Source organism: Pseudomonas sp. IT-P100 (assembly GCF_949767185.1).
GTDB classification, from domain to species: domain Bacteria; phylum Pseudomonadota; class Gammaproteobacteria; order Pseudomonadales; family Pseudomonadaceae; genus Aquipseudomonas; species Aquipseudomonas fluorescens_B.
The window spans coordinates 214,530-240,167 of the sequence record NZ_CATKQK010000058.1 but is presented as its reverse complement, the minus strand read 5'-3'; the positions used below and the strand labels follow the sequence as shown (position 1 = coordinate 240,167).

Sequence of the window (25,638 nt, the reverse complement as noted above, 5' to 3'; positions counted from 1 at the left end):
GATAGGCAAAAAGCCATTATCGAATCGACGTTGAAGCCGGGGCTGAATTTCGGCAAGCTCGCTTTTTTCTCATCGAGACCTTTATGCCCGCCGATGATGATGGTCCGCTGCAAACCCAGGCCACGAGCGAGACGGTCATGCGCTATCACTTGCGCTGGAAACACCGGGACCTGGACGGGGTCATGGCGCTTTATCACCCGGATGTTCAGTACAACGACTTTTTCCAGAACCGTGTGATGGGTCTCGACGAGTTGCGCGAGTATGTGCGCAGCAGCATGCCACGCGATCCCGATGAAGCGCTGGAGCACTCGGACCGCATTCGACTGGACGGCAACACGGCATTCATTCAGTACCGCATTACCCTGCGCGGTGGCGAAGGGTTGGTGTCCTTTCGTGCCAGTGAGGCGATTACCGTGCGCGACGGGCTGATCTGGCGGGTCAATGAGTACGCCTCGCTGATGCATGAGCGCCCCGTCAGCAAAACCGCCAACAATCAGCGTCCGGCCGCCAGTCGGCTCGGGTTGTCGCCGCGTCAGCTGAGTTTCATGGCGCAAGACCTGCAACAGTATTTCCAGCGTCAGCAGCCCTATCTGGACCCCGAGCTCGACCTGCAACGGGTGGCGAAGGAGTGCGGCTACAGTCGCAATCAGATTTCCTATCTGCTGAATCAGGTGCTGGGCCAGAGTTTCTATCGCTACGTTAACCAGGCCCGGTTACAGCATCTGCTCGCCACACTGGACACCGCCACGCCGCCGCTGCGGATCGATGAACTGGCGTTTGCCGCCGGCTTCAATTCGCTGTCGGCGTTCTATAGCTGTTTCCGTCAGCACACCGGCCTGTCGCCGAAGGCCTACGCTAAACAAATTTCTTTGCGTGCACGCGCGCAAGACAGCCTCTGAGCCCACGCACTAGGATCAACGCCATCGAAACTTGAGTGGCGGAGTCTTGCATGCCGGCGTGGCGCACTATCAGTTTGTGGATGGACCAGCTCGACGAGCCATTGTTGGCGCGTCCGGCGCTGGAACAGGATCTGGACGTCGACGTCGCCATCATTGGCGCGGGGTACACCGGCCTCTGGACCGCCTACTACCTCAAACGTCTGGCGCCGGGCCTGGACATCGCCATCATTGAAGCGCAGACCGCCGGTTTTGGTGCCTCGGGCCGCAACGGCGGCTGGCTGATGGGCAATATCCTTGGCGAAGACCGCTTGCTGGCCGATCTATCGGCCGAACAGCGCCGCGCCTCTTATGATCTGCTGCACAGCATTCCGGATGAAGTGGAGATTGTCCTCGAACGTGAAGGCATCGACTGCGATTTTCGCAAAGGCGGGGCGCTGTATTGCGCCGCGCGCTATCCGGAACAGGAAGCCAGCCTGCGGCACTATCTCGACAAGCTCTACCAACAAGGCCTGAGCGAAAGTGATTACCGCTGGCTCAGCCCGGAGCAGTTGGCGCAGCAAATCAGAATTGCCAAGCCATATGGCGGTATCTATGCACCGCACGTCGCGACCCTTCACCCGGCAAAACTGGTACGAGGACTGGCTCGGACGGTGGAGCGCATGGGCGTCAGGATTTACGAAAACAGCCCGGTCACCCATTGGCAATCGGGCAGCCTGCGCACGGCAAAAGCGACCGTGCGCAGTCGCTGGATCGTTCCGGCGGTAGAAGGTTACGCGGCTACCTTGCCACCGTTGGGCCGTTACCAGTTGCCGGTGCAAAGCTTGATTGTGGCAACTGAGCCGCTGTCCGCTGCCACCTGGGACGAAATCGGCCTGAGTCGCGGCCAGGCGTTTGGCGAAAGCAGCCGCCAGGTCACTTACGGCCAGCGTACGGCGGATAACCGTCTGGTGTTCGGTGCGAGGGGCGGCTATCAGTTTGCCGGCAAACTGCGTCATGACTTCGACCTGACTACCAGCGAAGTAGAACTGCGCCGTTACCTGTTCGGCGAGCTATTCCCGCAACTAAAGCACGTACGCATCACTCACGGCTGGGGCGGCAACCTGGGCATGTCCCGGCGGTTCAAGCCGCACATGTTGTGCGATCAAGCGAGCGGCATTGCGATTTCTGGCGGTTATGGCGGGGAGGGCGTCGGCGCCAGCAACCTGGGCGGGCGAACCCTGGCCGATCTGATCCTGCAGCGCGATACCGACCTGGTTCATCAGCCGTGGGTCATCCCTCAAGGCGGTCTCGACGTGCTCAAAGCCTGGGAGCCGGAGCCATGCCGCTGGCTCGGCTACAACGCGATCATCCGCAGCTTCGTCCATGAAGACCAGACCCTGGCCAACCCGGCTACCGCGCCCTGGCGGCGCAAACTGGCCAGTGGGGTTGCCGGGTTCATGGAAGGTTTCATGCAGTAAAGCGCTCTCTACATCGAAAGGTATTCCCATGAGCATCACGCAATTCAAGAACACCGCCACCCTGAAGCTGGAGGAATCAAACCCGGTCGCCGTGCCGCTGGGCACCCCCGTGGCGGTGGCGTCCACCACCAGTGTCGAACGCGACGATGGCGTCGAAACCGGCGTCTGGGAATGCACCCCCGGTCGCTGGCGTCGGCAGATCGTGGCCCAGGAATTCTGTCATTTCATCCAGGGACGCTGCACTTTCACCCCGGACGACGGTGAAACCCTCTCCATAGAAGCCGGCGATGCACTGATGTTGCCAGCCAACAGCCTCGGTATCTGGGACATCCAGGAAACCGTGCGCAAGACCTACGTTTTGATTTTTTGATCCTCTGATTGCCTGCCAACAAAAAAAACCTACACAGGAATCCACTCATGATCCGAAAGACCCTGGCACTGGCCCCACTGGCGCTCGTCGTGTCCCTCAGCCACGCAGCCGAGACCGTCAAGATCTACAACTGGTCGGACTACATCGCACCGGACACCACGAAAAACTTCCAGACAGCGACCGGCATCGGCTTCAGCTACGACGTTTATGACAGCAACGAAACCCTCGACGGCAAGTTGATGACCGGTAAATCCGGCTACGACGTGGTGTTCCCCTCCAACCACTTCATGGCCCGGCAGATTCAGGGCGGGGCGCTGAAGAAGCTCGACAAGAGCCAGTTGCCGAACTGGAAGAACCTGAATCCGGTCTTGCTCACGGCCTTGCAGACCAACGACCCGGGCAACGAGCACGGCTTTCCATATCTATGGGGCAGCACCGGCATCGGCTACAACATCGCCAAGGTCAAAGCGGTGTTGGGCGATAACGCCCCCGTGGATTCCTGGGACCTGATCTTCAAGCCCGAAAACATGGCGAAGCTGCAGAAGTGCGGCGTGGCGATCCTCGACAATGGTCCGGAATTGCTCCCGGCAGCCCTCAACTACCTGGGCCTGCCGCATCACAGCAAGAACCCGGAAGACTACAAAAAGGCTGAAGCGCTGCTGATGAAAGTCCGGCCTTACGTCAGCTATTTCCACTCGTCCAAGTACACCAGCGACCTCGCCAACGGTGACATCTGCGTGGCCGTCGGTTTCTCCGGTGACATCCTGCAAGCCGAAAACCGTGCGAAGGAAGCCAGGAACGGTGTGGACATCGGCTATGCGATTCCCAAGGAAGGCGCCGCCATCTGGTTCGACATGGTCGCCATGCCCGTCGATGCCCCGGACGAAAAAGCCGGTTACGCCTTCATGAACTACCTGCTGCGCCCGGACGTCATGGCCAGCATCAGCAACTACGTGCATTACGCCAATGGCAACGAACAGGCTGACAGTCTGATCGACCCGGCGATCAAGAACGACACCAAGGTCTACCCGAGCCCGGAAATGATGGGGAAATTGTTTGCACTGGAAGCGATGCCGCTGAATATTGACCGGATCCGCACGCGGGTATGGAACAAGATTCGCACCGGAAGCTGACAGGCTGGATCGAGACCATCGGGACAGGACGTCCCGTTGCACGATCAGCCAGTGGGCTCGACCGTGCAACTCATTCGTCCCGAGCCCGGCATCTGGAAAAAAGCATCGTTGCCGTCTTGCCAGAAGCTGTAGTTCCCCCGATTGTCCTTGGCGTTGTATCGGGTCGCGGCATCATCCGGCACCTGGATAAGCGTGACCGAGGTATTTGCCCATTTCAGGTAAACGACACGCGGCTCGACATTGAAGAAAGTGGCGCCAATCAACGCGCTGAGCCCTGCGCAACGCAAGGCTATGGGGCCATCGGTGAGTCTGCTCGGATCCCTGGTTCGCGCAATCGCCGAGCCCTGGCGAAGCTGATGCGCACGTTCGGCATAACGTCGGATCGTGCAGGCCTTGGGCTCTGCCCCGGCGCCACACTGATTGCGGGCGTCAGCCCAGAACCGCTGTTCGATCTCGACTTTTTCAGGACTCGGCACCGAATGAACGTCCGTGAGCGCCAGGCGATAAAGGCGCGTCAGTTCAATATCCATCTGCTTCAGTTGGGGGTCGCGACAGATAAGCTTCTCCACGGCGGCGGTGGCCCTGGCGCAATCGAAGCTGGTCGCCAGGACCGTAGAAGTCCCGGCCATGGCACAAAGGTTCGTCGCCGCGCACGCGCTGGCGGCGAGGAGGGCGGCCAAAAAGGGCGTGAGCATTTTCATGCAGGCTTCACCCGGATCATTTCGTGAGCCCCGTGAAGAACGATAACTCGGTATTTCAGTGTGGTCACATTCCTCGAAAAGTCTAATTTTTCACTGATCGAAGTGTACGAAACACAAGATGAATAGTCGGACGATTGCGCCCTGAACAACTTACCCTTATTTAATAATTAAATTATCGATTGTCCGACAATAACGCCGGCTCATTATTTTACATTCAATGTTTGATCAGCATGCCTATTGTTTCCGGGCACTTTCCCGATCACTCAAACTTGACGTCAAAAAAGGAGTGGACGTTTGATTTCCAATTGTGTCAGTTTTCTTTCGCCTTCATTGGGCGAGTGATAGGACGATCTCGCCAGAGATTGTCGCTATCTGACTAAAACTGTTCCATGGCAATACAAGGAAGTGTGTTTATGTCGAAAGTAAAAAGTAACGCTATCGAGAGTGCCGGGCTGGCCTTTCAGCCCTTGCAAGTATTGGCTGCCTCTAGTTCCGCGTTCAATCAGATCAATGGTTTCAGCCATCAGTACGACCGTGGCGGCAACCTTACGGTCAACGGCAAACCGTCGTTCTCCGTCGACCAGGCTGCCACCCAGTTACTGCGCGACGGTGCGGCCTACCAGGACAAGGACGGCAGCGGCAAAATCGAACTGACCTACACGTTCCTGACCTCGGCCTCGTCGAGCACCATGAACAAACACGGGATTACCGGGTTCAGCCAATTCAGCGCTCAACAGAAAGCCCAGGCCGTGCTCGCCATGCAATCCTGGGCCGACGTGGCCAAGGTGACGTTCACGGACAAGGCCACCGGCGGCGACGGTCACATGACCTTTGGCAACTACAGCGGCGGTCAGGACGGCGCGGCGGCATTCGCCTACTTGCCCGGTACGGGCGCAGGTTACGACGGGACCTCCTGGTACCTGACCAACAGCAGCTACACGCCCAACAAGACCCCGGAGCTGAACAACTACGGCCGGCAAACCCTGACCCACGAAATCGGTCATACCCTGGGCCTGGCCCATCCCGGCGACTACAACGCCGGTGAAGGCGCACCGACCTACAACGACGCGTCCTACGGGCAAGACACCCGCGGCTACAGCGTCATGAGCTACTGGAGTGAAAGCAACACCAGCCAGAACTTCAGCAAGGGCGGTGTCGAAGCCTATTCGTCGGGCCCGCTGATGGACGATATCGCAGCCATCCAGAAGCTCTACGGCGCCAATACGACCACCCGGACCGGCGATACCACCTACGGTTTCAACTCCAACGCCGGTCGCGATTTCCTGAGCGCGTCTTCGTCGTCGGACAAGGTCGTGTTTTCGGTGTGGGATGCGGGCGGCAAGGACACCCTGGATTTTTCCGGGTTTACCCAAAACCAGAAGATCAACCTCAATGAAGCCTCGTTCTCCGACGTTGGCGGCCTGGTGGGCAATGTGTCCATTGCCAAGGGCGTTACCGTCGAAAACGCCATCGGCGGTTCGGGCAATGATTTGCTGATCGGTAACGGTGTATCCAACGAGCTGAAGGGCGGTGCCGGCAACGACATCCTTTACGGCGCGGGCGGTGCAGACACGTTGTGGGGCGGCGCCGGTTCGGACACCTTCGTGTTCGCGGCCAGCAGCGACTCCAAGCCGGGTGCGGTCGATCAGATCCTCGATTTTGTCAGCGGTCTCGACAAGATCGACCTGAGCGGTATCACCAACGGCGCAGGCCTGCATTTTGTGAGCGCCTTCACGGGGGCGGCGGGCGATGCAGTGCTGACCACCTCCGGTGGCAACAGCCTGTTGTCGGTGGACTTCTCCGGGCATGGCGTGGCTGACTTCCTGGTCAGTACCGTTGGCCAGGCAGCATTCTCGGACATCGTGGCCTGATTCAAGGCAAAAGGAGGGCGGCGCCGAAAGCGCCGCTCTTTGTCCCTTGAGCCGCAACCCTGAGTAAAACGCCTTATGATCCCAGACGCTTTGACCTGCAAAGCAACCGCGTGGCTTTTCGCGACGCTCATGATGTTTTTTGGAGATGTAGCCATGGCAAGCAGCCTGAAGTTGGCAGACCCGTCGGAACTGGCGGGTAAATGGCGGGTGACGCAGCAGGGCAACCCATCGAACGTTTGCCCCCTGGAATTCAAAGCTAACCAGACCTTGGGCGACGGCACCGAGTGCCTCGCTGGATGGCTGGGAGAGCAGCCGATCGGTTGGTTTCCCGAGCCCGACGGCATCGCGCTCACCGGTAAGGAAGGGTCGAAGCTTGTGTTTTTCAGTCGTCAGCGTGACGGACTGTATCGAGGCACTTCGAAGACCGGACTGGTCATTGAACTTGAGCACCCGCTGCATTAATCGAAACCCTCCAAGTTGTTATTAAAGTGTAAGTAACAACCTCGCCAGGCAGGCGAGGGATAACACCTCAGGAAGAGCGCATGAAGATGGCTAAGAATCCGGTCACCGCACCGTTAATTATGGCGCTGGGCGACTACAAGAGCATTCTGATCAGCGTCGGCTGTTTTACGGCGCTGATCAACATTCTGATGTTAGTGCCCTCTATCTACATGCTTCAGGTTTATGACCGGGTATTGTCTTCACACAATGAAACCACGCTGGCCATGTTGTCGCTCATGGTCGTCGGGTTCTTTGTGTTTATCGGTTTGCTGGAGATTATCCGCAGTTTCATCGTGATTCGTATCGGCAGCCAACTGGAGCGACGCTTCAACCTGCGGGTGTATCAGGCGGCTTTCGAGCGCAACCTGTTCCGGGGCGAGGGCAACGCCGGGCAGTCGCTGGGGGATCTGACGCATATTCGTCAGTTCGTTACCGGCCCGGCGCTGTTTGCCTTCTTCGATGCGCCTTGGTTTCCGGTGTACCTGTTCGTGATTTACCTGTTCAACGTCTGGCTCGGCGTGTTTGCCACGGCGGGCGCGGTGTTGCTGATCGGGCTGGCGTGTCTCAACGAGGCGATGACCAAAAAGCCGCTCGGTGAGGCGGCGGTTTTTTCCCAGAAGTCCAGCCAGATGGCCACCAGTCACTTGCACAACGCGGAAACCATTCAAGCGATGGGCATGCTCGGCGCCTTGCGCCATCGCTGGTTCCAGGTGCACTCGCGGTTCCTCGGCCTGCAGAATCAGGCCAGTGATACCGGCGCGGTCATCAGCTCCCTGAGCAAAACCTTGCGCCTGTGCCTGCAATCCCTCGTGCTGGGACTTGGCGCATTGCTGGTGATCAAGGGCGACATGACGGCCGGGATGATGATCGCCGGCTCGATCCTGATGGGACGGGTGCTGAGCCCCATCGACCAGTTGATCGCCGTATGGAAACAATGGAGCGGCGCGAAACTCGCCTATCGGCGTCTCGACGCGCTGCTTCAAGCCTTTCCACCAAGCGACGACGCCATGGCGTTGCCGGCGCCGAAAGGGCAGATCACCTTCGAACAGGTCAGTGCCGGTCCTCCCGGACAACGGGGCGCGACGTTGCACCTGGTCAGTTTCCAGCTCGGCAGCGGTGAAGTGCTGGGCGTGCTGGGTGCCTCCGGTTCCGGCAAGTCGACGCTGGCCCGAGTGCTGGTCGGCGTGTGGCCGACCCTCGGTGGCACCGTGCGGCTCGACGGCGCCGACATCCATCGCTGGAATCGCGACGAACTCGGCCCCTACATCGGTTACTTGCCGCAGGACATCGAATTGTTCAGCGGCAGCATCGCGCAAAACATCGCCCGGTTCCGTGAGGCCGATCCGCAAAAAGTCGTAGAAGCGGCCCATCAGGCGGGCGTCCATGACTTGATCCTGCGCCTGCCTCAAGGCTACGACACGGCGCTTGGCGAGGATGGCTGCGGGTTGTCCGGCGGTCAAAAACAGCGCGTGGCGCTCGCGCGAGCGCTGTACGGAAAACCGAGCCTGGTGGTGCTGGATGAACCGAACTCCAACCTCGACACCGTCGGCGAAGCCGCATTGGCCGGCGCGATTGCGCAAATGAAAGCCCAGGGCACCAGCGTGATTCTGGTGACTCACCGTTCTTCGGCGCTGGCCCAGGCGGACAAATTGCTGGTCCTCAATGATGGACGTTTGCAGGCGTTCGGCCCGAGCCAGGACGTGCTCAAGGCGCTAGCCGGCGCTCAGGAACAAAAGCCCGCGCAGGCACCGGCCGGGCTGAGCATGAGCCGGCAGTATCCGTCCTCGACAAGGAATTCGGGCGTATGAGCAACAACAGCGAAGCCACCCTGGAACACGATTACATCGCCGAGCGCCCTGAACGCGATGCGCGCTATTTCGCCCGCGTGGGCTGGATACTGGCGATTGTCGGTGCAGGCAGTTTCTTTACGTGGGCCAGCCTCGCGCCGCTCGACCAAGGCATTCCCGTGCAAGGCACGGTCGTGGTCTCCGGTAAACGCAAAGCCGTGCAATCGATGAGCAGCGGCGTGGTCAGCCAGATTCTGGTCCGCGAAGGCGAGGCGGTGAAGCAGGGCCAGCCGTTGTTCCAGCTCGACCGCACGCAAGTCGTCGCCGACGTGCAATCCCTGCGCGCACAATACCGCATGGCCTGGGCCAGCCTGGCTCGCTGGCAAAGTGAGCGGGACAACCTCAAGCATGTGAGTTTTCCCGTAGCGCTGAGCAGCGATCCTGACCCGCGCCTGGCATTGGTGCTGGAAGGCCAACGGCAGCTGTTCAGCAGTCGCCGCGAAGCGTTTTCCCGCGAACAGGCCGCCTTGCGCGCCAGCATCGAGGGCGCCGGGGCGCAACTGGCCGGCATGCGCCGCGCCCGTTCGGACCTGTCGGCCCAGGCCAGCTCGCTGCAACAACAACTGGGCAATCTGCAGCCGCTGGCGGACAACGGCTACATCCCGCGCAACCGGCTGATGGAGTACCAGCGCCAGTTATCGCAAGTTCAACAACAATTGGCAGAAAACACCGGTGAAAGCGGTCGGGTAGAGCAGGGAATCCTCGAATCGCGCCTGAAGCTGCAACAACATATCGAGGAATACCAAAAAGAAGTCCGCACTCAACTGGCCGATGCGCAGCTCAAAAGCGTGACCCTTGAAGAGCAACTGACCTCTGCCGGATTCGACCTGCAACACAGCGAGATCATTGCCACAGCGGACGGCATTGCGGTCAACCTCGGGGTGCACACCGAAGGCGCCGTAGTGCGTCAGGGCGAAACCCTGCTGGAGATCGTCCCGCAAGGCACCCACCTGGAAGTCGAAGGGCACCTGCCGATCAACCTGATCGACAAGGTCGGCACGCACCTGCCGGTGGACATTCTGTTCACCGCGTTCAACCAGAGCCGCACACCGCGTGTACCCGGCGAAGTCAGCCTGATTTCCGCCGACCAGATGGTCGATGAGAAAACCGGTGTGCCGTATTACGTGCTGCGCAGCAGTGTCAGCGATCAGGCCATGGAAAAACTCAACGGGATGGTGATCAAACCCGGCATGCCTGCGGAAATGTTCGTGCGCACCGGCGAGCGTTCACTCCTCAACTATCTGTTCAAACCGCTGCTCGACCGCGCAGGTTCCGCGTTAACCGAGGAATAAGGATGTTCCGCTGTATGAATAAGCTTTCGTTCTTCGCCGCGAGTCTCGCGTTGCTGACCTGCAACGCTTCAATGGCCATGGGCCCGTTCGACATCTACGAACAAGCGTTGCGCAATGATCCGGTGTTTCTCGGCGCCATCAAGGAACGCGATGCCGGCCTGGAAAACCGCGCCATCGGCCGCGCCGGGCTGTTGCCACACCTGGGTTACACCTACAACAAGGGCCGCAACACTTCCAAGGTCACCTACCTCAACGAGCGCGGACAAAATCAGCGCGATGATCGCAACTACAGCAGTTATGGCTCGACCTTGACGCTGCAACAGCCGTTGATCGATTACGAAGCCTATGCGGCGTACCGAAAAGGCGTAGCGCAATCGCTGTTCGCCGATGAAGCCTTTCGCGGCAAGAGCCAGGAATTGTTGGTACGCGTGCTGGAAAACTATACCCAGGCGCTGTTCGCCCAAGACCAGATCGACATTGCACTGGCGAAAAAGAAAGCCTTCGAACAACAGTTCCAGCAGAACGAACACATGTTCCGCCAGGGTGAGGGCACGCGCACCGATATTCTCGAGGCCGAATCCCGTTACGAACTGGCGACCGCCGAGGAAATCGAGGCGCGCAACGAGCAGGATGCGTCCTTGCGAGAACTCGGTGCGCTGATCGGTGCGCCGGCCATCGACATCGCCGATCTGGCACCGCTTGATCACGACTTTCAGACCTTCACCCTGCAACCCGCCCGATACGACACCTGGCACGAGATGGCCGTGGCGAATAACCCGAACCTGGCGTCGCAGCGCCAGGCCGTGGAAGTGGCGCGCTACGAAGTCGAACGCAATCGCGCCGGGCACCTGCCGAAAGTCAGTGCCTACGCCTCGGTGCGGCAGAACGAATCGGAAAGCGGCAACACTTACAACCAGCGCTACGACACCAACACCATCGGCATCGAGGTCAACGTGCCGCTGTATGCCGGCGGTGGGGTTTCCGCCTCGACACGCCAGGCCAGCCGCGCCATGGAGCAGGCGCAGTTCCAGCTTGATGGTCAGACCCGGCAGACACTGATCGAACTGCGCCGGCAGTTCAGCGCGTGCCAGTCGGGGGTGAGCAAGTTGCGGGCCTACCAGAAAGCCCTGGCGTCCGCTGAAGCACTGGTGGTCTCGACGAAGCAGAGCATCCTTGGCGGTGAACGGGTCAACCTCGATGCGCTCAATGCCGAACAACAGCTCTACACCACACGCCGCGACCTGGCCCAAACGCGGTACGACTATTTGATGGCCTGGATCAAGTTGCATTACTACGCCGGAACCCTGAGCGAGCAAGACCTGGCCAAAGTTGACGAGGCGTTTGGGCAAGGCCCGCCGTCACGCCGCAAGGATATCTAGAGCAGTGCAGAGTCTTGAGTCAGGGAAACCTGTGGCGAGGGCACAGCGGTACAGCATTCCAACAACAAGAGAGGCTTTACCATGGGTGTGTACGACTACAAAAACTTCGGCACGGCAGATTCAAAGGCGTTGTTCACCGACGCCATGGCGATCACGCTGTACTCCTATCACAACCTCGATAACGGCTTTGCCACCGGTTACCAACACCACGGCTTTGGCCCCGGTTTGCCGGCAACGCTGGTCACCGCACTGATTGGCGGCACCGACTCCCAAGGCGTAATCCCCGGCGTGCCATGGAATCCGGATTCGGAAAAAGCCGCGCTCGACGCGGTGCAGAAGGCTGGCTGGACGCCCATTACCGCGACTCAATTGGGTTATGACGGCAAGGTCGATGCCCGCGGAACCTTCTTCGGTGAGAAGGCCGGATTCACCAGCGCCCAGGTCGAAATCCTCGGCAAGTACGACGCCCTGGGCCATCTCAGCGAAATCGGCATCGCCTTTCGCGGCACCAGTGGTCCTCGGGAAAGCCTGATCAGTGACTCGGTCGCCGACGTGATCAACGATCTGCTCGCCGCATTGGGGCCGAAGGATTACGCGAAGAACTACGTGGGCGAAGCGTTTGGCGACTTGCTGGGCGATGTCGCGGCATTGGCCCGTGCCAACGGCTTGTCGGGCAAGGATGTGCTGGTCAGCGGCCACAGCCTCGGCGGTCTGGCGGTCAACAGCCTGGCGGACCTGAGCAACGACAACTGGGCCGGGTTCTACAAGGACTCCAACTACATTGCCTACGCCTCACCGACCCAAAGCAGCACCGATAAAGTGCTCAACGTCGGTTATGAGAACGACCCGGTATTCCGCGCGCTCGACGGCTCATCCTTCAATCTGTCTTCAGTGGGCGTGCACGATGCTCATCAGGACTCGGCGACCAACAACATCGTCAGCTTCAACGATCATTACGCCTCGACGGCGTGGAATGTGCTGCCGTTTTCCATCCTCAATATCCCGACCTGGATTTCTCACCTGCCCACGGGTTATGGCGATGGCATGGCCCGGCTGATCGAGTCGAAGTTCTATGAACTGACCAGCAAGGACTCGACCATTATTGTCGCCAACCTGTCCGATCCGGCGAGCAGCAACACCTGGGTCCAGGACCTCAATCGCAACGCCGAGACCCATAAGGGCAGCACCTTCATCATCGGCAGCGACGGCAACGACCTGATCCAGGGCGGCAAGGGCAACGACTACCTGGAAGGCCGCGATGGCAATGACACCTTCCGCGACGGTGGTGGCTACAACATTGTGCTGGGTGGCAAGGGCAACAATGTGCTGGACTTGCAGCAGTCGGTGAAAAACTTCGATTTCGCCAATGACGGCGCCGGCAACCTGTATATCCGCGATGGGCAGGGCGGTATCAATATCACCCGCGACATTGGCAGCATTACCACCAGGGAGCCGGGGTTTCTCTGGGGACTGTTCAAGGATGACGTGAGCCACAGCGTTACGGCCAACGGTTTGGCGGTGGGAAACAACCTGACTCAATACGCCTCGACGCTGAAGGGCGGAGCGGGCGCCGATACGCTAAAGGCTCACGTGAGTGGTGATTGGTTGTTTGGCCTGGACGGCAACGACCATTTGATCGGTGGTCAAGGCAACGACGTGTTTGTCGGCGGCGCGGGGAATGACCTGATGGAATCGGGCGGCGGGAGCGACACGTTCCTGTTCAGTGGCGCGTTTGGCCATGACCGGGTGTTGGGTTATCAGGCGAATGACAAACTGGTGTTTCTCGGGGTTCAGGGGGTGGCGCCGGATGATGATTACCGGGCTCATGCCACGGTGGTCGGGAACGATACGGTGCTAACGTTTGGCGGTGATTCTGTGACGTTGGTCGGGGTGGGGCTGGATAGCCTGGGCGGTGTTGTTATTGCCTGAAGCTGATGTGACGTCTGCAAGGGACACATCGCGGGCTTGCCCGCGATGAACGATAACGCGGTCTTCAGTCTTCCTTGCGAACCGTAGCCACTTCATCAACCTTGACCTTCACTTTCGTCCCGGAAATATCTTCAAATTCGTAAAAACCTTCCGTGTTATTGGCTTTCGGCATGTCCTTGGTCAAATACTGGGTGCCGTTCTGCAGTGTCACTACCGTTGGCGTCGAGCAACCAGCAAGGGCCAGCAGCGCCGCCATAGCCAGGGGCAAACCCAGAGTCTTGATATTCATAACCACCTCTCATCCTCCAAAAAACAGCGCGACTGCTGCGAATCCTTCAATCTTCACTGTACCTCTAACGCGGTTGGTACGATGGATCGCGGGAAAGTTCGACAGGCAGTCGAAATAATCCCGATCACGCCGCCGCTTATCCTTTTCCGTTTGCACCGGACAGGGCGTTGCTGGTATCTGTACGCATAACCAGTATTCGCTCCCCATGGCTCTGTTTTCCTGTGACCCAGAATCCGCTCGACGATCCGTTCTATTACTTGAACAACTTCACGCAAGTGCTTGATTGGCTTGAGCACCGCTATGCCGATGTGCTGACGGTCGAGGAGCAAACCTTCATCCGTGAATTCAACCGGTTGCCCCGCGAGTCCAGGGCGCTGCTGGTACGGATGGTGATGCGCAAGGGGATTCATTTCCGGGCCGGCAAACTGCATTACCTCGAGATTGGCGACATCGCCAGCGCCGCCGGGCCATTACTGGAACTGGGCTGGATCGATGAGCAGGCGCCGCTGTCACTCGAAACGCTATTCGACGTATTGCTCAAGGCGGAAATCGTACAGTGCTTCGGCACCGTCATTGATCAGCCCAAAGGCAAAAAGACCGAGTGGCTCCCGCCCCTGAGCGAGCGATTTCCCGAAGCACTCAGTTTTAGCCAATGGTGCGCCCCCCTGGAAGACCGGTTGTTCAGCCTGACCATCATGGGTCTGTGTGATCGTCTGCGCCTGATGTTCTTCGGCAATCTTTATCAGGACTGGTCGGAGTTCGTACTGGCCGACCTCGGCATCTTTACCTACGAAAAAGTCGAGTTCTGCGCGGAATCCCGAGGCTTGCGCAGTCGCGAGGACGTGGATGCCTGTTTCTTCCTTCACGAATGCCAGCAGCGATTGGAAGCGGGCGAGGCGGTGGCGGGGATTGTCGAGCAGATCAACGGGCTGACACTCACCAATCCCTGGTTGCAGAAACGGCGCGGCAAGCTGTTGTTCCAGATCGGTCAGCACTGCGAGCGCGTGGCGGATTTTGCCAATGCGCTGGGGATTTACCGCAACTGCGCGTGGCCCGGTGCGAGGGCGCGGTTGATTCGTGTGCTGGAGCGCTGTGGCGAGTATCAACTGGCCATGGAACTGGCCACAGTGGCTGGCCAATCGCCGGAAAGCGCTGCCGAACAACAGCAACTGCTGCGCGTATTGCCCCGGCTGCGGCGCAAGCTTGGCGGGCCGCCAGCAAAACGTTCGTCCCCAAGGGAAATGCTGCGCCTGGAGCTGCAACTGCCCAGAGTCGATCCCGCGCTATCGGTGGAGTTCTACGTACAGGCGCATCTGGCGGAGGATTCGGCACCGGTGCACTACGTCGAAAACAGCCTGATCAACTCGCTGTTCGGGTTGCTGTGCTGGCCGGCGATCTTCGCGCCCTTGCCCGGGGCGTTTTTCCACCCGTTCCAGCGTGGGCCGGTGGATCTGCTTAATGAAGACTTCCATGCACGACGCGCCGATCTGTTCAAGGCCTGCCTCGCCGAGCTCGATGACGGGCGTTACCTCCAGACGATCCGGGAACGGTATGCCGCCAAGTGGGGCGTGCAATCGCCGTTTGTGTTCTGGGGCGCGTTAACCGAAAACCTGCTCGACCAGGCGCTTGATTGTCTGCCGGCCGAGCACCTCAAACACTGGTTCAACCGTTTACTGCTGGACATAAAGGCCAACCGCGCCGGCATGCCGGACCTGATTCAGTTCTGGCCGCAGCACAAGACCTATCGCATGATCGAAGTCAAAGGCCCTGGCGATCGCCTGCAAGACAACCAGTTGCGCTGGCTCGAGTTCTGCCATGAACACCAGATGCCGATTGCCGTCTGCTACGTGCAATGGGCGGAGCAGAGCGCTTGAGCTACAGCATCGCAGTGCGGGCGTTGTGTGAGTTCACCGCCAAGGTCGGCGACCTCGACCTGCGCTTCACACCCTCGCCGACTGCGCTGGAAGGCATCGTCGGCCACCGGACGGTGGCGTCCCGGCGCAGCGACGGATATCAGGGTGAAGTCGCGCTTGAAGGCCAGTATCAAACGTTGAAGGTCAAGGGCAGGGCGGACGGCTACGATCCGGTGCAAAACTGCCTGGAAGAAGTGAAAACCTACCGCGGTGACCTGAGCAAACAACCGACCAACCACCGTCAGCTGCACTGGGCGCAGGCCAAGGTCTACGGCTGGTTGATGTGTCAGAAACTGGATCTGGCGCAGATCAACCTGGCGCTGGTGTACTTCGACATCGTCAGCGAAAAGGAAACCTGTCTGGTCGAAGCGTTCAGCGCTGAAGAACTGAAGGGGTTTTTCGAGCATCATTGCCAGCTGTTCCTGCGCTGGGCTGAACAGGAGATGGCCCATCGCGAAGCACGCAACGGCGCGGCTCAGCAACTGGCATTTCCCCATGCCGATTTTCGTCCGGGGCAACGGCATCTGGCGGAGTCCGTGTTCAAGGCCGTCAGCACCGGCCGTTGCCTGATGGCCCAGGCGCCGACAGGTATCGGCAAGACCGTCGGCACGCTGTTTCCAATGCTCAAGGCCTTGGCGCCGCAGCAGCTGGACAAGGTGTTTTTCCTCACGGCGAAAACCCCCGGGCGCAAACTGGCGCTCGATGCGACGCAGGTCATTCTCGACAGCGCGACTGCGCCACCGTTGCGTGTTCTGGAAATGATTGCCCGGGACAAGGCCTGCGAGCATCCGGACAAGGCCTGCCACGGCGAATCCTGCCCGTTGGCCCAGGGTTTCTATGATCGGTTGCCGGCTGCGCGCCAGGCCGCCAGCGAGCTGTCACTGTTGAATCAGAACACCTTGCGCGACGTCGCCCTGAAACACAGTGTCTGTCCTTACTACCTGAGCCAGGAAATGGCCCGTTGGGCCGACGTGGTGGTCGCTGACTACAACTACTATTTCGATTTCAGCGCGCTGCTGTTCGGGCTGGCCCAGGCCAACAACTGGAAAGTCGCGGTACTGGTGGACGAAGCCCACAATCTGGTGGAGCGCGGGCGGCAGATGTACAGCGCCAGCCTTGACCAGTCGACGCTCAACGGTGTGCGCAAAACCGCTCCCGAGCCATTGAAGAAAGCCTTGCAACGGGTCAATCGTGAATGGAACGCCCTGCATAACCTGCAACTCGCGCCATACCAGGCCTACGACAAACCCCCGGAAAAACTGCTACAGGCATTGTCGTCATGCAGCGCGAGCATCGGCGACTATCTCAATGATCATCCCCAGGGCCTGGACAGCGCTTTGCAGAATTTCTATTTCGACATGCTGCAGTTCTGTCGCGTCGCCGAGCTTTTCGATGAACAGTTCCTGTTCGACATCAGCAAACGCGACCTTGACCGCAAACGCAACCTGTCGCAATTGTGCCTGCGCAACGTGGTTCCCGCCGGTTTCATCCGACCCCGCCTGACGGCGGCACGCAGTACCGTGCTGTTTTCCGCGACGTTGAGCCCTCGTCATTACTATGCCGATTTGCTCGGGACGCCCGCGAGCACAGTCTGGATCGACGTCGAATCACCGTTTCACGCTGACCAGTTGAAGGTCCATATCGTCAGCCAGATTTCCACGCGGTTTGTCCATCGACAGTCTTCTCTGGCGCCGATCGTCGAACTGATCGCCAGGCAGTTCACCCAATGCCCCGGAAACTACCTGGCGTTTTTCAGCAGCTTCGATTACTTGCAGCAAGTGGCGCAGTTGCTGGCCGAGACACATCCACACATCAATCTCTGGTCGCAATCCCGAGGCATGGGGGAAGGGCAGCGTCAAGACTTCCTCGATCAGTTCACCGCGCACAGCCAGGGCATCGGCTTCGCGGTGCTGGGCGGGGCGTTTGGTGAAGGCATCGACTTGCCCGGTGCCCGGTTGATCGGCGCCTTTATCGCCACCCTCGGACTGGCGCAACTCAACCCGGTCAATGAACAGCTGAAACATCGTATGGCGGCGATTTTCGGAGCCGGTTATGACTACACCTACCTGTTTCCCGGCGTGCAGAAAGTCGTTCAGGCAGCAGGACGCGTCATCCGTACCCAACAGGATCAAGGGGTGGTGATGTTGATCGATGATCGCTTTGGCGACAGCAAGGTCAAACAGCTGCTGCCGCGCTGGTGGTCGGTTGCCCCGTCGATTTTGCTCTCTGTCGAGTAGGAACTTTTACCCAAAAAAACATCGACATACCTTGAAAGCTCTCACCGTTTGAACAATGGGTGAGTACACGCTTTATTGATTCGGCAAGCCATCACTTTCAAGCCCGACTTTGATAAGGAAATCAAGGCATGTCAGAAGCAAAAATGTATGAGTACACCCCCGACCAGGTCACGCAGGCATTCGATGAAATCATCGCGACGATTTTCAGCGGTATCACCGTCGAAGCTGTACCCAAAATGCTGGTCGTGGCTGGGATCGAGGCGTCAGGCAAAACGTACTTGCTGGAAAAGAGCCTGCTGCCTACTGGCCGCTATAAAAACTACGTGCGCCTGTACCTGACCGAGTACAGGAAAAAGCACCCTCAGTACGCGCAGATAATCAAAAAGGGCGTTTTGCATGCTTACGAGCACACTGAGGAGTTTGTTCGGGAAGTCTGCGCAAAGATCTTTGCGCAGGCGTTCGACAGTAAATACAACATCATCATGGAAAGCGCCTTCGACAGCCTGGATTTCGCTGCCTTTCCGCCGTTGGCGACCGCTGCCGGGTATCAGTTCGAGACTCACATTGTTGGCTGCACTCAAGAATTCGCTCATGTATCGAGCATTAAACGGGGGCTAAAGAGCCTGGAAGTGCAGGACCTGGAAAGATTTCTCACGGCGGAGAAGCTGGATATCAGCACAGGCCTTTCGCAAGCGATCATCCTGGCCTTCGAAACGGCGGCAAAAGCGGTCAGCGGTTCGCAAATGTTTGTCTATGAGCGTGGATTCGGAGCGTTGAACGAACGTATCCTTCGTGCACATAGCGCCTATATCAAAAACAATGATGGTTCCGTCACCACAACGACTACCGGGATGAATTTTACCTATAGCATCTACTCCAACATTATTCAGAACCTCGTCTTCGCAAGAAACGATCGCAACGAAATAATTAAAGAATGCCATTTGGCATTGCTCAAAGCCTCTACCCATGCCGCGGACGTCCCACAATTTGTCTATAACGACTTGTACGCCTACCTCGTCAGGTACGTGTATCGATAGCTTCGGGGAGGCAAGCGTCTTATTGCCGGCTTCGTACCATCCTGATTTGTCCCATACTCCAAAAAACATTCCTGACGTGAGGGCTCAATGAGCGAAGATCGAACCAAGGCCAGCACCATCGAGGACGGGCGTTTTCGCCTGTTGATCGACGCGGTGATTGACTACGCGATCTACATGATTGATCCCGACGGCATCATTACCAGCTGGAATGCTGGCGCCAAGCGCTTCAAGGGGTATGAGGAAGCCGAGATTCTCGGCCAGCATTTCTCGCGTTTCTACACCGAAGAGGATCGCCTCAAAGGAATGCCCCAACGGGCGCTGGACACGGCGATCCGCGAGGGGCGGTTCGAGGGCGAAGGCTGGCGGGTTCGCAAGGACGGTACGCATTTCTGGTGCCATGTAGTGATCGATCCGATTTTCGATGCGGCGGGCACCTTGTTGGGATTTGCCAAGATCACCCGGGACCTGACCGACCGCAAGATGGCCGAAGAAGTCCTCAAACAAAGCGAGCAGCAGTTCCGGCTACTGGTTCAAAGCGTCACGGACTACGCCATCTACATGCTCGACGCCGATGGACGCCTGACCAACTGGAACCCTGGTGCCCAGCGCATCAAGGGGTACCTGCCCGAAGAAGTCATCGGCCAGCATTTTTCGATGTTCTACACCCCGGAAGATCGCGAAGCCGGCGAACCGAAGCGCACGCTGGACATTGCGGTACGTGAGGGGCGATTCGAAAACAAGGGCTGGCGGCTGCGCAAGGACGGCACACGGTTCCTGGCGCATGTCGTGGTCGATCCGATCTGGGGCGAAACCGGCACGTTGCTCGGTTTCGCCAAGATCACCCGTGATATCACCGAAGCGACCCACGCCCAGCAAGCCCTGGAACAAACCCGCGAGGCGCTCTTTCAGGCGCAAAAGATGCAGGCCATCGGGCAACTCAGCGGAGGCATTGCCCATGACTTCAATAACCTGCTGACAGTGATCCTCGGCAATCTGGAAATCGTCCGCAAGCGCGTGGGGGACGATCCGAAAATCACCCGGTTGCTGGACAACGCCACTCAGGGTGCCCAGCGCGGAGTTTCGCTGACCCAACGCATGCTGGCCTTTGCCAGGCGCCAGGAACTGAAGACCGAGCCTGTCGACATCCCGATGTTGGTGGAGGGCATTACCGGACTGTTGCGCAGTTCCCTCGGGCCTTCCGTGGTGCTCGAAACCCGCTTTTCGCAAGCGCTCGAACCTGTGCTGGCCGACGTCAACCAGCTCGAACTGGCGGTCCTGAACCTGGTGACCAACGCCCGGGATGCAATGCCCCACGGCGGGAAAATCCTGATCAGCGCCAAGTCTGAAGAGGCCGGGGATCACTCTTCGCTCGCGCCAAAGTCAGGCCGCTATGTCTGCCTGAGCGTCGTTGATACGGGGGAGGGCATGGATGACGCCACTCTTTCCACGGCGATGGACCCGTTCTTCACCACCAAGGGGGTGGGCAAAGGCACGGGGCTGGGATTGTCGATGGTGCATGGCTTCATCGAACAATTGGGCGGGCGATTCATTCTGAAAAGCCAAGAGGACAAGGGAACCACGGCCGAACTGTGGATACCCGTCGCCACAAACGGTTTGGCTGCCAAGCCTGCCCAGGAGGACGCCGCGCTGCCGGTGCCGCGCCTGTGCGTGCTGGTGGTGGACGACGACAATCTGGTGCTGACCAGTACTTGCCTGTTGCTCGAAGATTTGGGGCATCGGGTGATCAGTGCAGTCTCCGGGGCTCAAGCGCTGAAGGTGTTCGACAGCGAGCAGACCATCGATCTGGTCATTACCGACATGGCCATGCCACAAATGGATGGCGCGCAACTGGCGCAGGCAATCCGAAGCGTCAAACCGGACCTGCCGATCATCCTCGCCACGGGTTACGCGGAGCGGCTGGAAGGCTTTGCGACCAGACTCCCGCGCCTGTCGAAACCATTTACTCAGCTGAATCTGGTGGAGGTCATTGCCTCGACGATGAAATGACTCATTGTCCGGTCGCGGAGCCTGCGTTCTTTTTGAACCCGCGCAAGTTCATGGCACACAGGCAAAATTGCAACACGATTAACGCGTAGGCCTGAGTGTGATAGCCCCAGATCACCCATAAAATGTTGCTGAGGATAAAACAGATGAACCCCCAGACCCGGCGCCTGGGGTTTCGTGAACCGATCAGCCAGGCCGCCAGCACCGTGACCAGCATTGCTGGCCATTGCACCCAATCAAGATCGTCCATTGCAGACCCCTTGCAGTTTCAATCCAGCTGAACTTGTCAGTAGGCGTTTCTTCTAAAGGTTTTCCATTCTGTGTGTGACTCCCTTGCCAAGAATACTGACTGAAACCCCAGCCGAAGAAGCCTTGACCGAACACAACGCCAAGATGTTCGGCTCGCCCAAGGAACGTCTGGATTTCTACCGCCGGGAAATCCAGTACGAAACCAGCATTCTGGCCAATCGCACCGATGCCTACCTCGCGGCGCAATCGTTTCTGGTGATTGCCTTCGCATCGTGCATGTCCAACCTTAATCCCGAGTGGGGCAAACTCTTCACCCTGGTGGTGCCGCCGTTTCTGGCGCTGCTGGGGCTGCTCAGTTCACTCAACGCCTGGCCGGGCATTCGCGCGGCGTATGACATCATCGATCACTGGCACTTCAAGCAGAGTGAACTGCTGCGCAGCGAACCCCTGATGGGACTCGCTTACGACGAGTCGCCGTTGTTCAGCGAAATGGAGTCCTCCCACAAGGGCTATCGCAAGTCGCTGTTGTTCTCGGTGCGCACACCCTGGATTTTTGCCACGTTCTGGGTATTGCTGGGCAGTTACGCGGTTTTTATCCAAGTGACCAATCCTGGCGCATAAGACGCAAAAGTAAAAAGGCCCGGCAAGCGTCGGGCCTTTTTTTGCCTGTCACTTTGATCAGGCTGCCAGATTGGCTGCACTCATTTCTTTCTTGTACTGAGCCTTAAGACTCTCCATTTGCGCCCCCAATTCTTCGAGGGTGGCTTTGCCCAGCAGTTTTTTGGCCTGAGGAAACATTTCCGTTTCTTCCTCTTCGATGTGGTGTTCCAACAGCTCCTTGACCACTTTCACGCGGCCGGCGAACTCCACAGAGGACGGATCGGTGACTTTCAAGTCAGGCAGCACCAGCGAGTCAACGGTGCGGTGTTCTTCCTTGGCTTCGTAATACATGACGTCCTGTTCCTTGCCGCCCGCTTTTTTATACGCGGGGTACAAGACTTCCTCTTCGAGACGGGTATGTATAGTGATCTCCATTTCAAGCTTGGCCAGCAGCTCGGTGCGTTTCTTTATTCCGCGTTCAGTGGTTTCGCTCAGTTGGGTCAGGATGCCCTTTACGCGTTCATGGTCGGCTTGCAAAAGGTCAATGGCGTTCATGGTCGATTCTCTCGAATAGTCACGGGGATGAGCGCAAACGGTCTCAAGGCCGAAGGTCGCTCATAGTCCTGGAGCATTTGTCGTGCCGACTGGCCATTGAAACAAGTACCTTTAAAATCAATAGCTTGAAGTCGCTGATGGCGAACTGTAGTCATGCAGGCTGCATGAGTCCGGATTTTGACTCATGCAGTTCGCGGCTTTCTTTTTACAGCGCAATCCGCCCGGTTTTTTCAGTGCGACCACTGATCAGATTCGCCACTCACGCAACTGAACTCGCCGTGAACCCTCGCTCCCTTAATACAGACACCGATGCCTTTCTTTATCGAACAGCGAGGATGCAGCCCGGGTTGAAGCATTGCGATCTATGGCGCCGGACCGGTGGGTTTGTTGAGTGCGGCCTGCGCAAAAATGCTCGGTGCCGAGCAACCCGGTTCCAGTGATGTACCGCTGACCGAGAACCTGGAAACCACCCCGATACCGGCACTCTAGATTCGCCCCGTTGTGAACGCGGGTTTATGTGTCGAGGGAGCAAGCTCCCTAGCCACACCGGTTTGCTCCGACTGCTCGCTTTAGCTCAAGTCTTTTGTTTTTTGCGATGCTCGTACCACGCCAGCATCGGTTGCGTGCTGATGCCATGGATGAGGATGCTCAGCGCAACCACCGACAACGTGAGGTCAGTGCAAATAGCTGCGATTGAAGGCGCGAGCCCATGGTTAAGGGCATAGAAAAGGTAATACAGGCTACCGATGCCGCGAATGCCGAACCAGCCGATCAACAGGCGCTGGCGCCCGTCCAGCAATCCACGCCAGGGCAGGGCGGCGACGCTCAGCGGCCGGATCAGGCAAAACAACACGCCGCCGATCAGCAGCGCTCGCCAGTCCCAGTGCCCAATCAGCACGACACCAAGCAGCGTCACTAGAAACACTTCCATGGCGCGTTCGACCAGACCGCCGAAGGCGAGCATGTCGCCCATCATGATACCGGCGGCGACCTGCGTGTCTTCAAGACCTTCGGTGTCGCCATGAACGGCCTGGTGCGGTTCGACATTCTGATGGCCGACCACCGGCTGAACTCGATGCTCGGCGGGCAGTTCGTCGTCGCCGGTGGATTGGACTTCCACATGGCGGAGCCCCAGGCCCGCGGCGAACACGGACAAAAAGCCGTAGCCATGAATCGATTCGGCAGCGACGTACGCCAGGGCGATCAGCGCGAGGGCCAGGTAGTCGTTGGGGGAAAGAGTACTGTCGTCATTTTTGATCCGCAGTACCAACGTCAGGCGACCAATGCCGCGCCCCATCGCATACCCCGTGAGCAAGCCGGCAGGGACGGCCCAAAGCAGGCTGCGCAACGCCCAGTCGCCCAGCCAGCCGGGGTTGCCGTCGTGCTGCAACAACAGCAACCCGAGGATCACGAACGGAAAGGCAATACCGTCGTTGAGCCCCGCTTCACCGGAGAGGCCGAATCGCACACTGTCGTCATCCCGGGCGTCGTTGACTTGCACCAGCGCGGCGAGAACCGGGTCGGTGGGTGCCAGTATCGACCCAATCAACACGGCCGCGCCCCAGGACAATTCGAAACCGTAGTGCAGCAGCAGCGACACGCCGGTAATGGTCAACACCATCACCGGGCCAGCCAGTCCCACGGCGATGCGCCAGTTTTTGTCCTTGAAGGGCGAGCGCAATTTCAGGCCGCACACAAACAACGAAAAGAGCACCGCGACTTCCGTCAGGTGCTCCATCCAGGTCGAGGCGTCGTTCATGTCCAGCTTCAACAGGCCGAGTGCTGCCGGCCCGATAGCGATCCCCAGCATCAGGCACACCGCCGAGGTGGTCACCGGCATCCAGCGCAGGTACGACGACGTCAACGCCAGTGTCAGCAGCACCGCACCCAATACCGCCACCCAGAGAATGAAGCTCATGCGCTGTACTCGCTGGACAGGTGTTGCGATGTTGGGCCGTGGGCGATCAACCGACAGTCGCGCGCAGGTATTCAGGTGTCAGTACGTTGAACCACACCAGGATCATTTCCACCAGGACAGTGACTAGCACCAACAACCCGACACCCCACACGCAGGCGGCATTCAGCAAGCCCTGTTCCTTGCGTTCGTGCATGAAGGTCGGCATGCCGACAAACAGCAAAAACGTCGAGTAGATCGAGGCCGCCCCGAGCACGGCGATCGCCAGCCAACGACTCGGGTACAGACCGGCAAAGCCTGCAAGGAAAAACGGGGTGACGGTATACGCGGCAAAACCGATGCACTGGTTGACCGTCGGCCGGGCATCGAACGTACGGGACATCCAGCGTATGAACAGCCCCATCAGCGCCACGCCGGCGACAATGGTCACGTAAAGCAGCACGCATAATTGCAGCGCGCTACTGCTGCTGAGCTTCACCGTTTCGTTTTCGGCCAGGCTCCATCCGACGTAGGTGGTCCCGATAAACAGGCACACGGCAGGGATCAAGGCGAGCAGCAACAAATGAGCGAGGTAGTGGCGCGGGTGGGCTTCCTCTTCCTTGCGGATATCCGTCCACGCGAAATTCGGTTGGGTAAACAGTTTGACGATAGGTGCGGACATGACGACCTCCTGATCGGGGGGCGGCCCCGTGACAGGGTCCCCTAAACGTATTGAGGGGCGCGCATTGTCAGGGGTTCACTTTTTCTGGCCGCCGCCGTGGAGTGTTCCGATAGAGGGAATGTTTGCTCGCGGGGAAGGTCAACCGAGCAGCTCTCTGTCGGGAGAATTGCCATGAGCGTCAGCCACTCCGTGGTCGAGTATTTGCGTCAGAACGATTTGCTGCTGACCACTGCAGAGTCCTGTACCGCCGGAAAAATCGTCACGCTTCTGGCGGAGGTGCCGCACAGCGGTGAGTTGATCGAGAGCGGCTACGTGGTCTATTCCCCCGAAGCGAAACAACGTTTGCTCAACGTCAGCCCTTCGACGATCGAAACGTTCAACCTGACCAGTTGTGAAGTCGCCCGGGAAATGGCAGAAGGGGCACTGCGCGACAGCACCGCCAATGTTGCCGTGGCGACCACCGGCATCCTTGGTCCGGAAGACGTCGATGGCATACCGGCCGGCACCATTTGTTTTGCCTGGGCCTATCAGACCCGTCATGGGCGCAGCGTCTTCAGTCAGCAGGAGCGGTTTTTCGGCACTCGGACTCAGGTGCAACTGATGGCCGCAGAACATGCCTTGAAGCTGCTGCCGGACTTCCATCGGCGTGCGTTGGCCGGTGAGCGAGGGGCAGGAGAAAGTCGTGAGCGATGAGTGTTCCCTGACCAATTCGATGCCGGTCATCGTCACGTTGATTGCGATTGATGCCGAGCTGTCGCGCCCTGAGCCGCTTGTGTGGCGAGGGAGCTTGCTCCCGCTG

22 protein-coding genes and 1 pseudogene are annotated in these 25,638 nt (G+C 58.8%); 17 read left to right on the top strand and 6 right to left on the bottom strand.

The features are described from left to right. Positions 1–83 precede the first annotated feature (83 nt). From ACM6IQ_RS29215 to ACM6IQ_RS29200, 4 genes are read left to right on the top strand one after another with little or no spacing between them, the layout of a single operon-like run. Entirely contained in the window at positions 84–899 is an 816-nt protein-coding gene (locus ACM6IQ_RS29215) for an AraC family transcriptional regulator (protein ID WP_017338761.1), read from the top strand. Positions 900–949: 50 nt separating this feature from the next. Then, entirely contained in the window at positions 950–2,356 is a 1,407-nt protein-coding gene (locus tag ACM6IQ_RS29210; RefSeq protein WP_414880493.1) for an NAD(P)/FAD-dependent oxidoreductase, read from the top strand. A 28-nt stretch (positions 2,357–2,384) separates the two neighbouring features. Beyond that, positions 2,385–2,726 (top strand): cupin domain-containing protein, encoded by a 342-nt coding sequence (locus ACM6IQ_RS29205; protein WP_017338763.1) that lies wholly within the window; start codon positions 2,385–2,387, stop codon positions 2,724–2,726. 47 nt (positions 2,727–2,773) lie between these two features. Then, entirely contained in the window at positions 2,774–3,859 is a 1,086-nt protein-coding gene (locus ACM6IQ_RS29200; protein ID WP_414880492.1) for a polyamine ABC transporter substrate-binding protein, read from the top strand. 44 nt (positions 3,860–3,903) lie between these two features. Here the strand turns inward: ACM6IQ_RS29200 and ACM6IQ_RS29195 are convergent, their stop codons facing one another. Then, a complete protein-coding gene (locus ACM6IQ_RS29195) occupies positions 3,904–4,560 on the bottom strand; it encodes an MliC family protein (RefSeq protein WP_017338765.1) in 657 nt (218 codons plus the stop codon). 413 nt (positions 4,561–4,973) lie between these two features. Between ACM6IQ_RS29195 and ACM6IQ_RS29190 the strand changes: the two genes are divergently transcribed. The 6 genes from ACM6IQ_RS29190 to ACM6IQ_RS29165 all read left to right on the top strand — a co-directional run bounded on the left by ACM6IQ_RS29190 (position 4,974) and on the right by ACM6IQ_RS29165 (position 13,379). Next, positions 4,974–6,431, top strand: coding sequence for a serralysin family metalloprotease (locus ACM6IQ_RS29190; protein ID WP_017338766.1), 1,458 nt, complete (start codon positions 4,974–4,976; stop codon positions 6,429–6,431). A 75-nt stretch (positions 6,432–6,506) separates the two neighbouring features. Further along, positions 6,507–6,893 (top strand): AprI/Inh family metalloprotease inhibitor, encoded by a 387-nt coding sequence (locus ACM6IQ_RS29185; protein WP_017338767.1) that lies wholly within the window; start codon positions 6,507–6,509, stop codon positions 6,891–6,893. 80 nt (positions 6,894–6,973) lie between these two features. Beyond that, the gene (locus ACM6IQ_RS29180) at positions 6,974–8,740 is read left to right on the top strand and encodes a type I secretion system permease/ATPase (RefSeq protein ID WP_414880491.1); all 1,767 of its coding nucleotides are present in this window, start codon (positions 6,974–6,976) and stop codon (positions 8,738–8,740) included. After that, positions 8,737–10,071: an HlyD family type I secretion periplasmic adaptor subunit gene (locus ACM6IQ_RS29175; RefSeq protein WP_414880490.1), complete on the top strand. Its 1,335-nt coding sequence runs from the start codon at positions 8,737–8,739 to the stop codon at positions 10,069–10,071. The genes ACM6IQ_RS29180 and ACM6IQ_RS29175 overlap by 4 nt, the downstream gene beginning before the upstream one ends. A 2-nt stretch (positions 10,072–10,073) precedes the next feature. Then, complete coding sequence (locus ACM6IQ_RS29170) at positions 10,074–11,450, top strand: TolC family outer membrane protein (protein ID WP_414880489.1); 1,377 nt, start codon at positions 10,074–10,076, stop codon at positions 11,448–11,450. 81 nt (positions 11,451–11,531) lie between these two features. Next, entirely contained in the window at positions 11,532–13,379 is a 1,848-nt protein-coding gene (locus ACM6IQ_RS29165) for a polyurethanase (RefSeq protein WP_414880488.1), read from the top strand. Between the two features lie 64 nt (positions 13,380–13,443). Here ACM6IQ_RS29165 and ACM6IQ_RS29160 read toward each other — a convergent pair whose 3' ends face one another. After that, on the bottom strand, positions 13,444–13,668 hold the full coding sequence (locus ACM6IQ_RS29160) for a YgdI/YgdR family lipoprotein (RefSeq protein ID WP_017338772.1): 225 nt from the start codon (positions 13,666–13,668) through the stop codon (positions 13,444–13,446). A gap of 221 nt (positions 13,669–13,889) precedes the next feature. On the opposite strand from ACM6IQ_RS29160, the gene ACM6IQ_RS29155 reads away from it, so the two are divergent. The 4 genes from ACM6IQ_RS29155 (at position 13,890) to ACM6IQ_RS29140 (ending at position 20,862) form a co-directional block, all read left to right on the top strand. Beyond that, positions 13,890–15,542 (top strand): VRR-NUC domain-containing protein, encoded by a 1,653-nt coding sequence (locus ACM6IQ_RS29155; protein WP_414880487.1) that lies wholly within the window; start codon positions 13,890–13,892, stop codon positions 15,540–15,542. Further along, on the top strand, positions 15,539–17,818 hold the full coding sequence (locus ACM6IQ_RS29150) for an ATP-dependent DNA helicase (RefSeq protein ID WP_414880486.1): 2,280 nt from the start codon (positions 15,539–15,541) through the stop codon (positions 17,816–17,818). Before ACM6IQ_RS29155 ends, ACM6IQ_RS29150 begins: the two co-directional genes overlap by 4 nt. A gap of 128 nt (positions 17,819–17,946) precedes the next feature. Continuing rightward, complete coding sequence (locus ACM6IQ_RS29145) at positions 17,947–18,855, top strand: zeta toxin family protein (protein ID WP_414880485.1); 909 nt, start codon at positions 17,947–17,949, stop codon at positions 18,853–18,855. A gap of 87 nt (positions 18,856–18,942) precedes the next feature. Next, positions 18,943–20,862 (top strand): PAS domain S-box protein, encoded by a 1,920-nt coding sequence (locus ACM6IQ_RS29140; RefSeq protein WP_414880484.1) that lies wholly within the window; start codon positions 18,943–18,945, stop codon positions 20,860–20,862. Between the two features lies 1 nt (position 20,863). Here ACM6IQ_RS29140 and ACM6IQ_RS29135 read toward each other — a convergent pair whose 3' ends face one another. Beyond that, complete coding sequence (locus ACM6IQ_RS29135; RefSeq protein ID WP_414880483.1) at positions 20,864–21,109, bottom strand: hypothetical protein; 246 nt, start codon at positions 21,107–21,109, stop codon at positions 20,864–20,866. 83 nt (positions 21,110–21,192) lie between these two features. On the opposite strand from ACM6IQ_RS29135, the gene ACM6IQ_RS29130 reads away from it, so the two are divergent. Beyond that, positions 21,193–21,729 carry a hypothetical protein gene (locus ACM6IQ_RS29130; protein ID WP_017338778.1) on the top strand — a complete coding sequence of 179 codons (537 nt, stop codon included), beginning with the start codon at positions 21,193–21,195 and terminating at the stop codon, positions 21,727–21,729. A gap of 57 nt (positions 21,730–21,786) precedes the next feature. Here ACM6IQ_RS29130 and ACM6IQ_RS29125 read toward each other — a convergent pair whose 3' ends face one another. Then, positions 21,787–22,263 carry a hemerythrin domain-containing protein gene (locus ACM6IQ_RS29125; protein ID WP_017338779.1) on the bottom strand — a complete coding sequence of 159 codons (477 nt, stop codon included), beginning with the start codon at positions 22,261–22,263 and terminating at the stop codon, positions 21,787–21,789. Positions 22,264–22,614: 351 nt separating this feature from the next. Between ACM6IQ_RS29125 and ACM6IQ_RS29120 the strand changes: the two are divergent. Further along, positions 22,615–22,689, top strand: a pseudogene (locus tag ACM6IQ_RS29120) (hypothetical protein); the annotation flags it as partial. A gap of 148 nt (positions 22,690–22,837) precedes the next feature. Here the strand turns inward: ACM6IQ_RS29120 and ACM6IQ_RS29115 are convergent. Further along, positions 22,838–24,181, bottom strand: a complete 1,344-nt coding sequence (locus ACM6IQ_RS29115) for a cation:proton antiporter (RefSeq protein ID WP_414880482.1) — start codon at positions 24,179–24,181, stop codon at positions 22,838–22,840. Between the two features lie 46 nt (positions 24,182–24,227). Next, complete coding sequence (locus ACM6IQ_RS29110) at positions 24,228–24,839, bottom strand: Yip1 family protein (protein WP_017338782.1); 612 nt, start codon at positions 24,837–24,839, stop codon at positions 24,228–24,230. A gap of 171 nt (positions 24,840–25,010) precedes the next feature. Between ACM6IQ_RS29110 and ACM6IQ_RS29105 the strand changes: the two genes are divergently transcribed. After that, positions 25,011–25,532: a CinA family protein gene (locus ACM6IQ_RS29105; RefSeq protein WP_414880481.1), complete on the top strand. Its 522-nt coding sequence runs from the start codon at positions 25,011–25,013 to the stop codon at positions 25,530–25,532. The last annotated feature ends 106 nt before the right edge of the window (positions 25,533–25,638 follow it).

Excerpts from the sequence above, each read along its gene's own strand:
- ACM6IQ_RS29215 (WP_017338761.1), top strand. The coding sequence starts at position 84 with ATGCCCGCCGATGATGATGGTCCGCTGCAAACCCAGGCCACGAGCGAG.
- ACM6IQ_RS29210 (WP_414880493.1), top strand. The coding sequence starts at position 950 with ATGCCGGCGTGGCGCACTATCAGTTTGTGGATGGACCAGCTCGACGAG.
- ACM6IQ_RS29205 (WP_017338763.1), top strand. The coding sequence starts at position 2,385 with ATGAGCATCACGCAATTCAAGAACACCGCCACCCTGAAGCTGGAGGAA.
- ACM6IQ_RS29200 (WP_414880492.1), top strand. The coding sequence starts at position 2,774 with ATGATCCGAAAGACCCTGGCACTGGCCCCACTGGCGCTCGTCGTGTCC.
- ACM6IQ_RS29195 (WP_017338765.1), bottom strand. The coding sequence starts at position 4,560 with ATGAAAATGCTCACGCCCTTTTTGGCCGCCCTCCTCGCCGCCAGCGCG.
- ACM6IQ_RS29190 (WP_017338766.1), top strand. The coding sequence starts at position 4,974 with ATGTCGAAAGTAAAAAGTAACGCTATCGAGAGTGCCGGGCTGGCCTTT.
- ACM6IQ_RS29185 (WP_017338767.1), top strand. The coding sequence starts at position 6,507 with ATGATCCCAGACGCTTTGACCTGCAAAGCAACCGCGTGGCTTTTCGCG.
- ACM6IQ_RS29180 (WP_414880491.1), top strand. The coding sequence starts at position 6,974 with ATGAAGATGGCTAAGAATCCGGTCACCGCACCGTTAATTATGGCGCTG.
- ACM6IQ_RS29175 (WP_414880490.1), top strand. The coding sequence starts at position 8,737 with ATGAGCAACAACAGCGAAGCCACCCTGGAACACGATTACATCGCCGAG.
- ACM6IQ_RS29170 (WP_414880489.1), top strand. The coding sequence starts at position 10,074 with ATGTTCCGCTGTATGAATAAGCTTTCGTTCTTCGCCGCGAGTCTCGCG.
- ACM6IQ_RS29165 (WP_414880488.1), top strand. The coding sequence starts at position 11,532 with ATGGGTGTGTACGACTACAAAAACTTCGGCACGGCAGATTCAAAGGCG.
- ACM6IQ_RS29160 (WP_017338772.1), bottom strand. The coding sequence starts at position 13,668 with ATGAATATCAAGACTCTGGGTTTGCCCCTGGCTATGGCGGCGCTGCTG.
- ACM6IQ_RS29145 (WP_414880485.1), top strand. The coding sequence starts at position 17,947 with ATGTCAGAAGCAAAAATGTATGAGTACACCCCCGACCAGGTCACGCAG.
- ACM6IQ_RS29140 (WP_414880484.1), top strand. The coding sequence starts at position 18,943 with ATGAGCGAAGATCGAACCAAGGCCAGCACCATCGAGGACGGGCGTTTT.
- ACM6IQ_RS29135 (WP_414880483.1), bottom strand. The coding sequence starts at position 21,109 with ATGGACGATCTTGATTGGGTGCAATGGCCAGCAATGCTGGTCACGGTG.
- ACM6IQ_RS29125 (WP_017338779.1), bottom strand. The coding sequence starts at position 22,263 with ATGAACGCCATTGACCTTTTGCAAGCCGACCATGAACGCGTAAAGGGC.
- ACM6IQ_RS29115 (WP_414880482.1), bottom strand. The coding sequence starts at position 24,181 with ATGAGCTTCATTCTCTGGGTGGCGGTATTGGGTGCGGTGCTGCTGACA.
- ACM6IQ_RS29110 (WP_017338782.1), bottom strand. The coding sequence starts at position 24,839 with ATGTCCGCACCTATCGTCAAACTGTTTACCCAACCGAATTTCGCGTGG.
- ACM6IQ_RS29105 (WP_414880481.1), top strand. The coding sequence starts at position 25,011 with ATGAGCGTCAGCCACTCCGTGGTCGAGTATTTGCGTCAGAACGATTTG.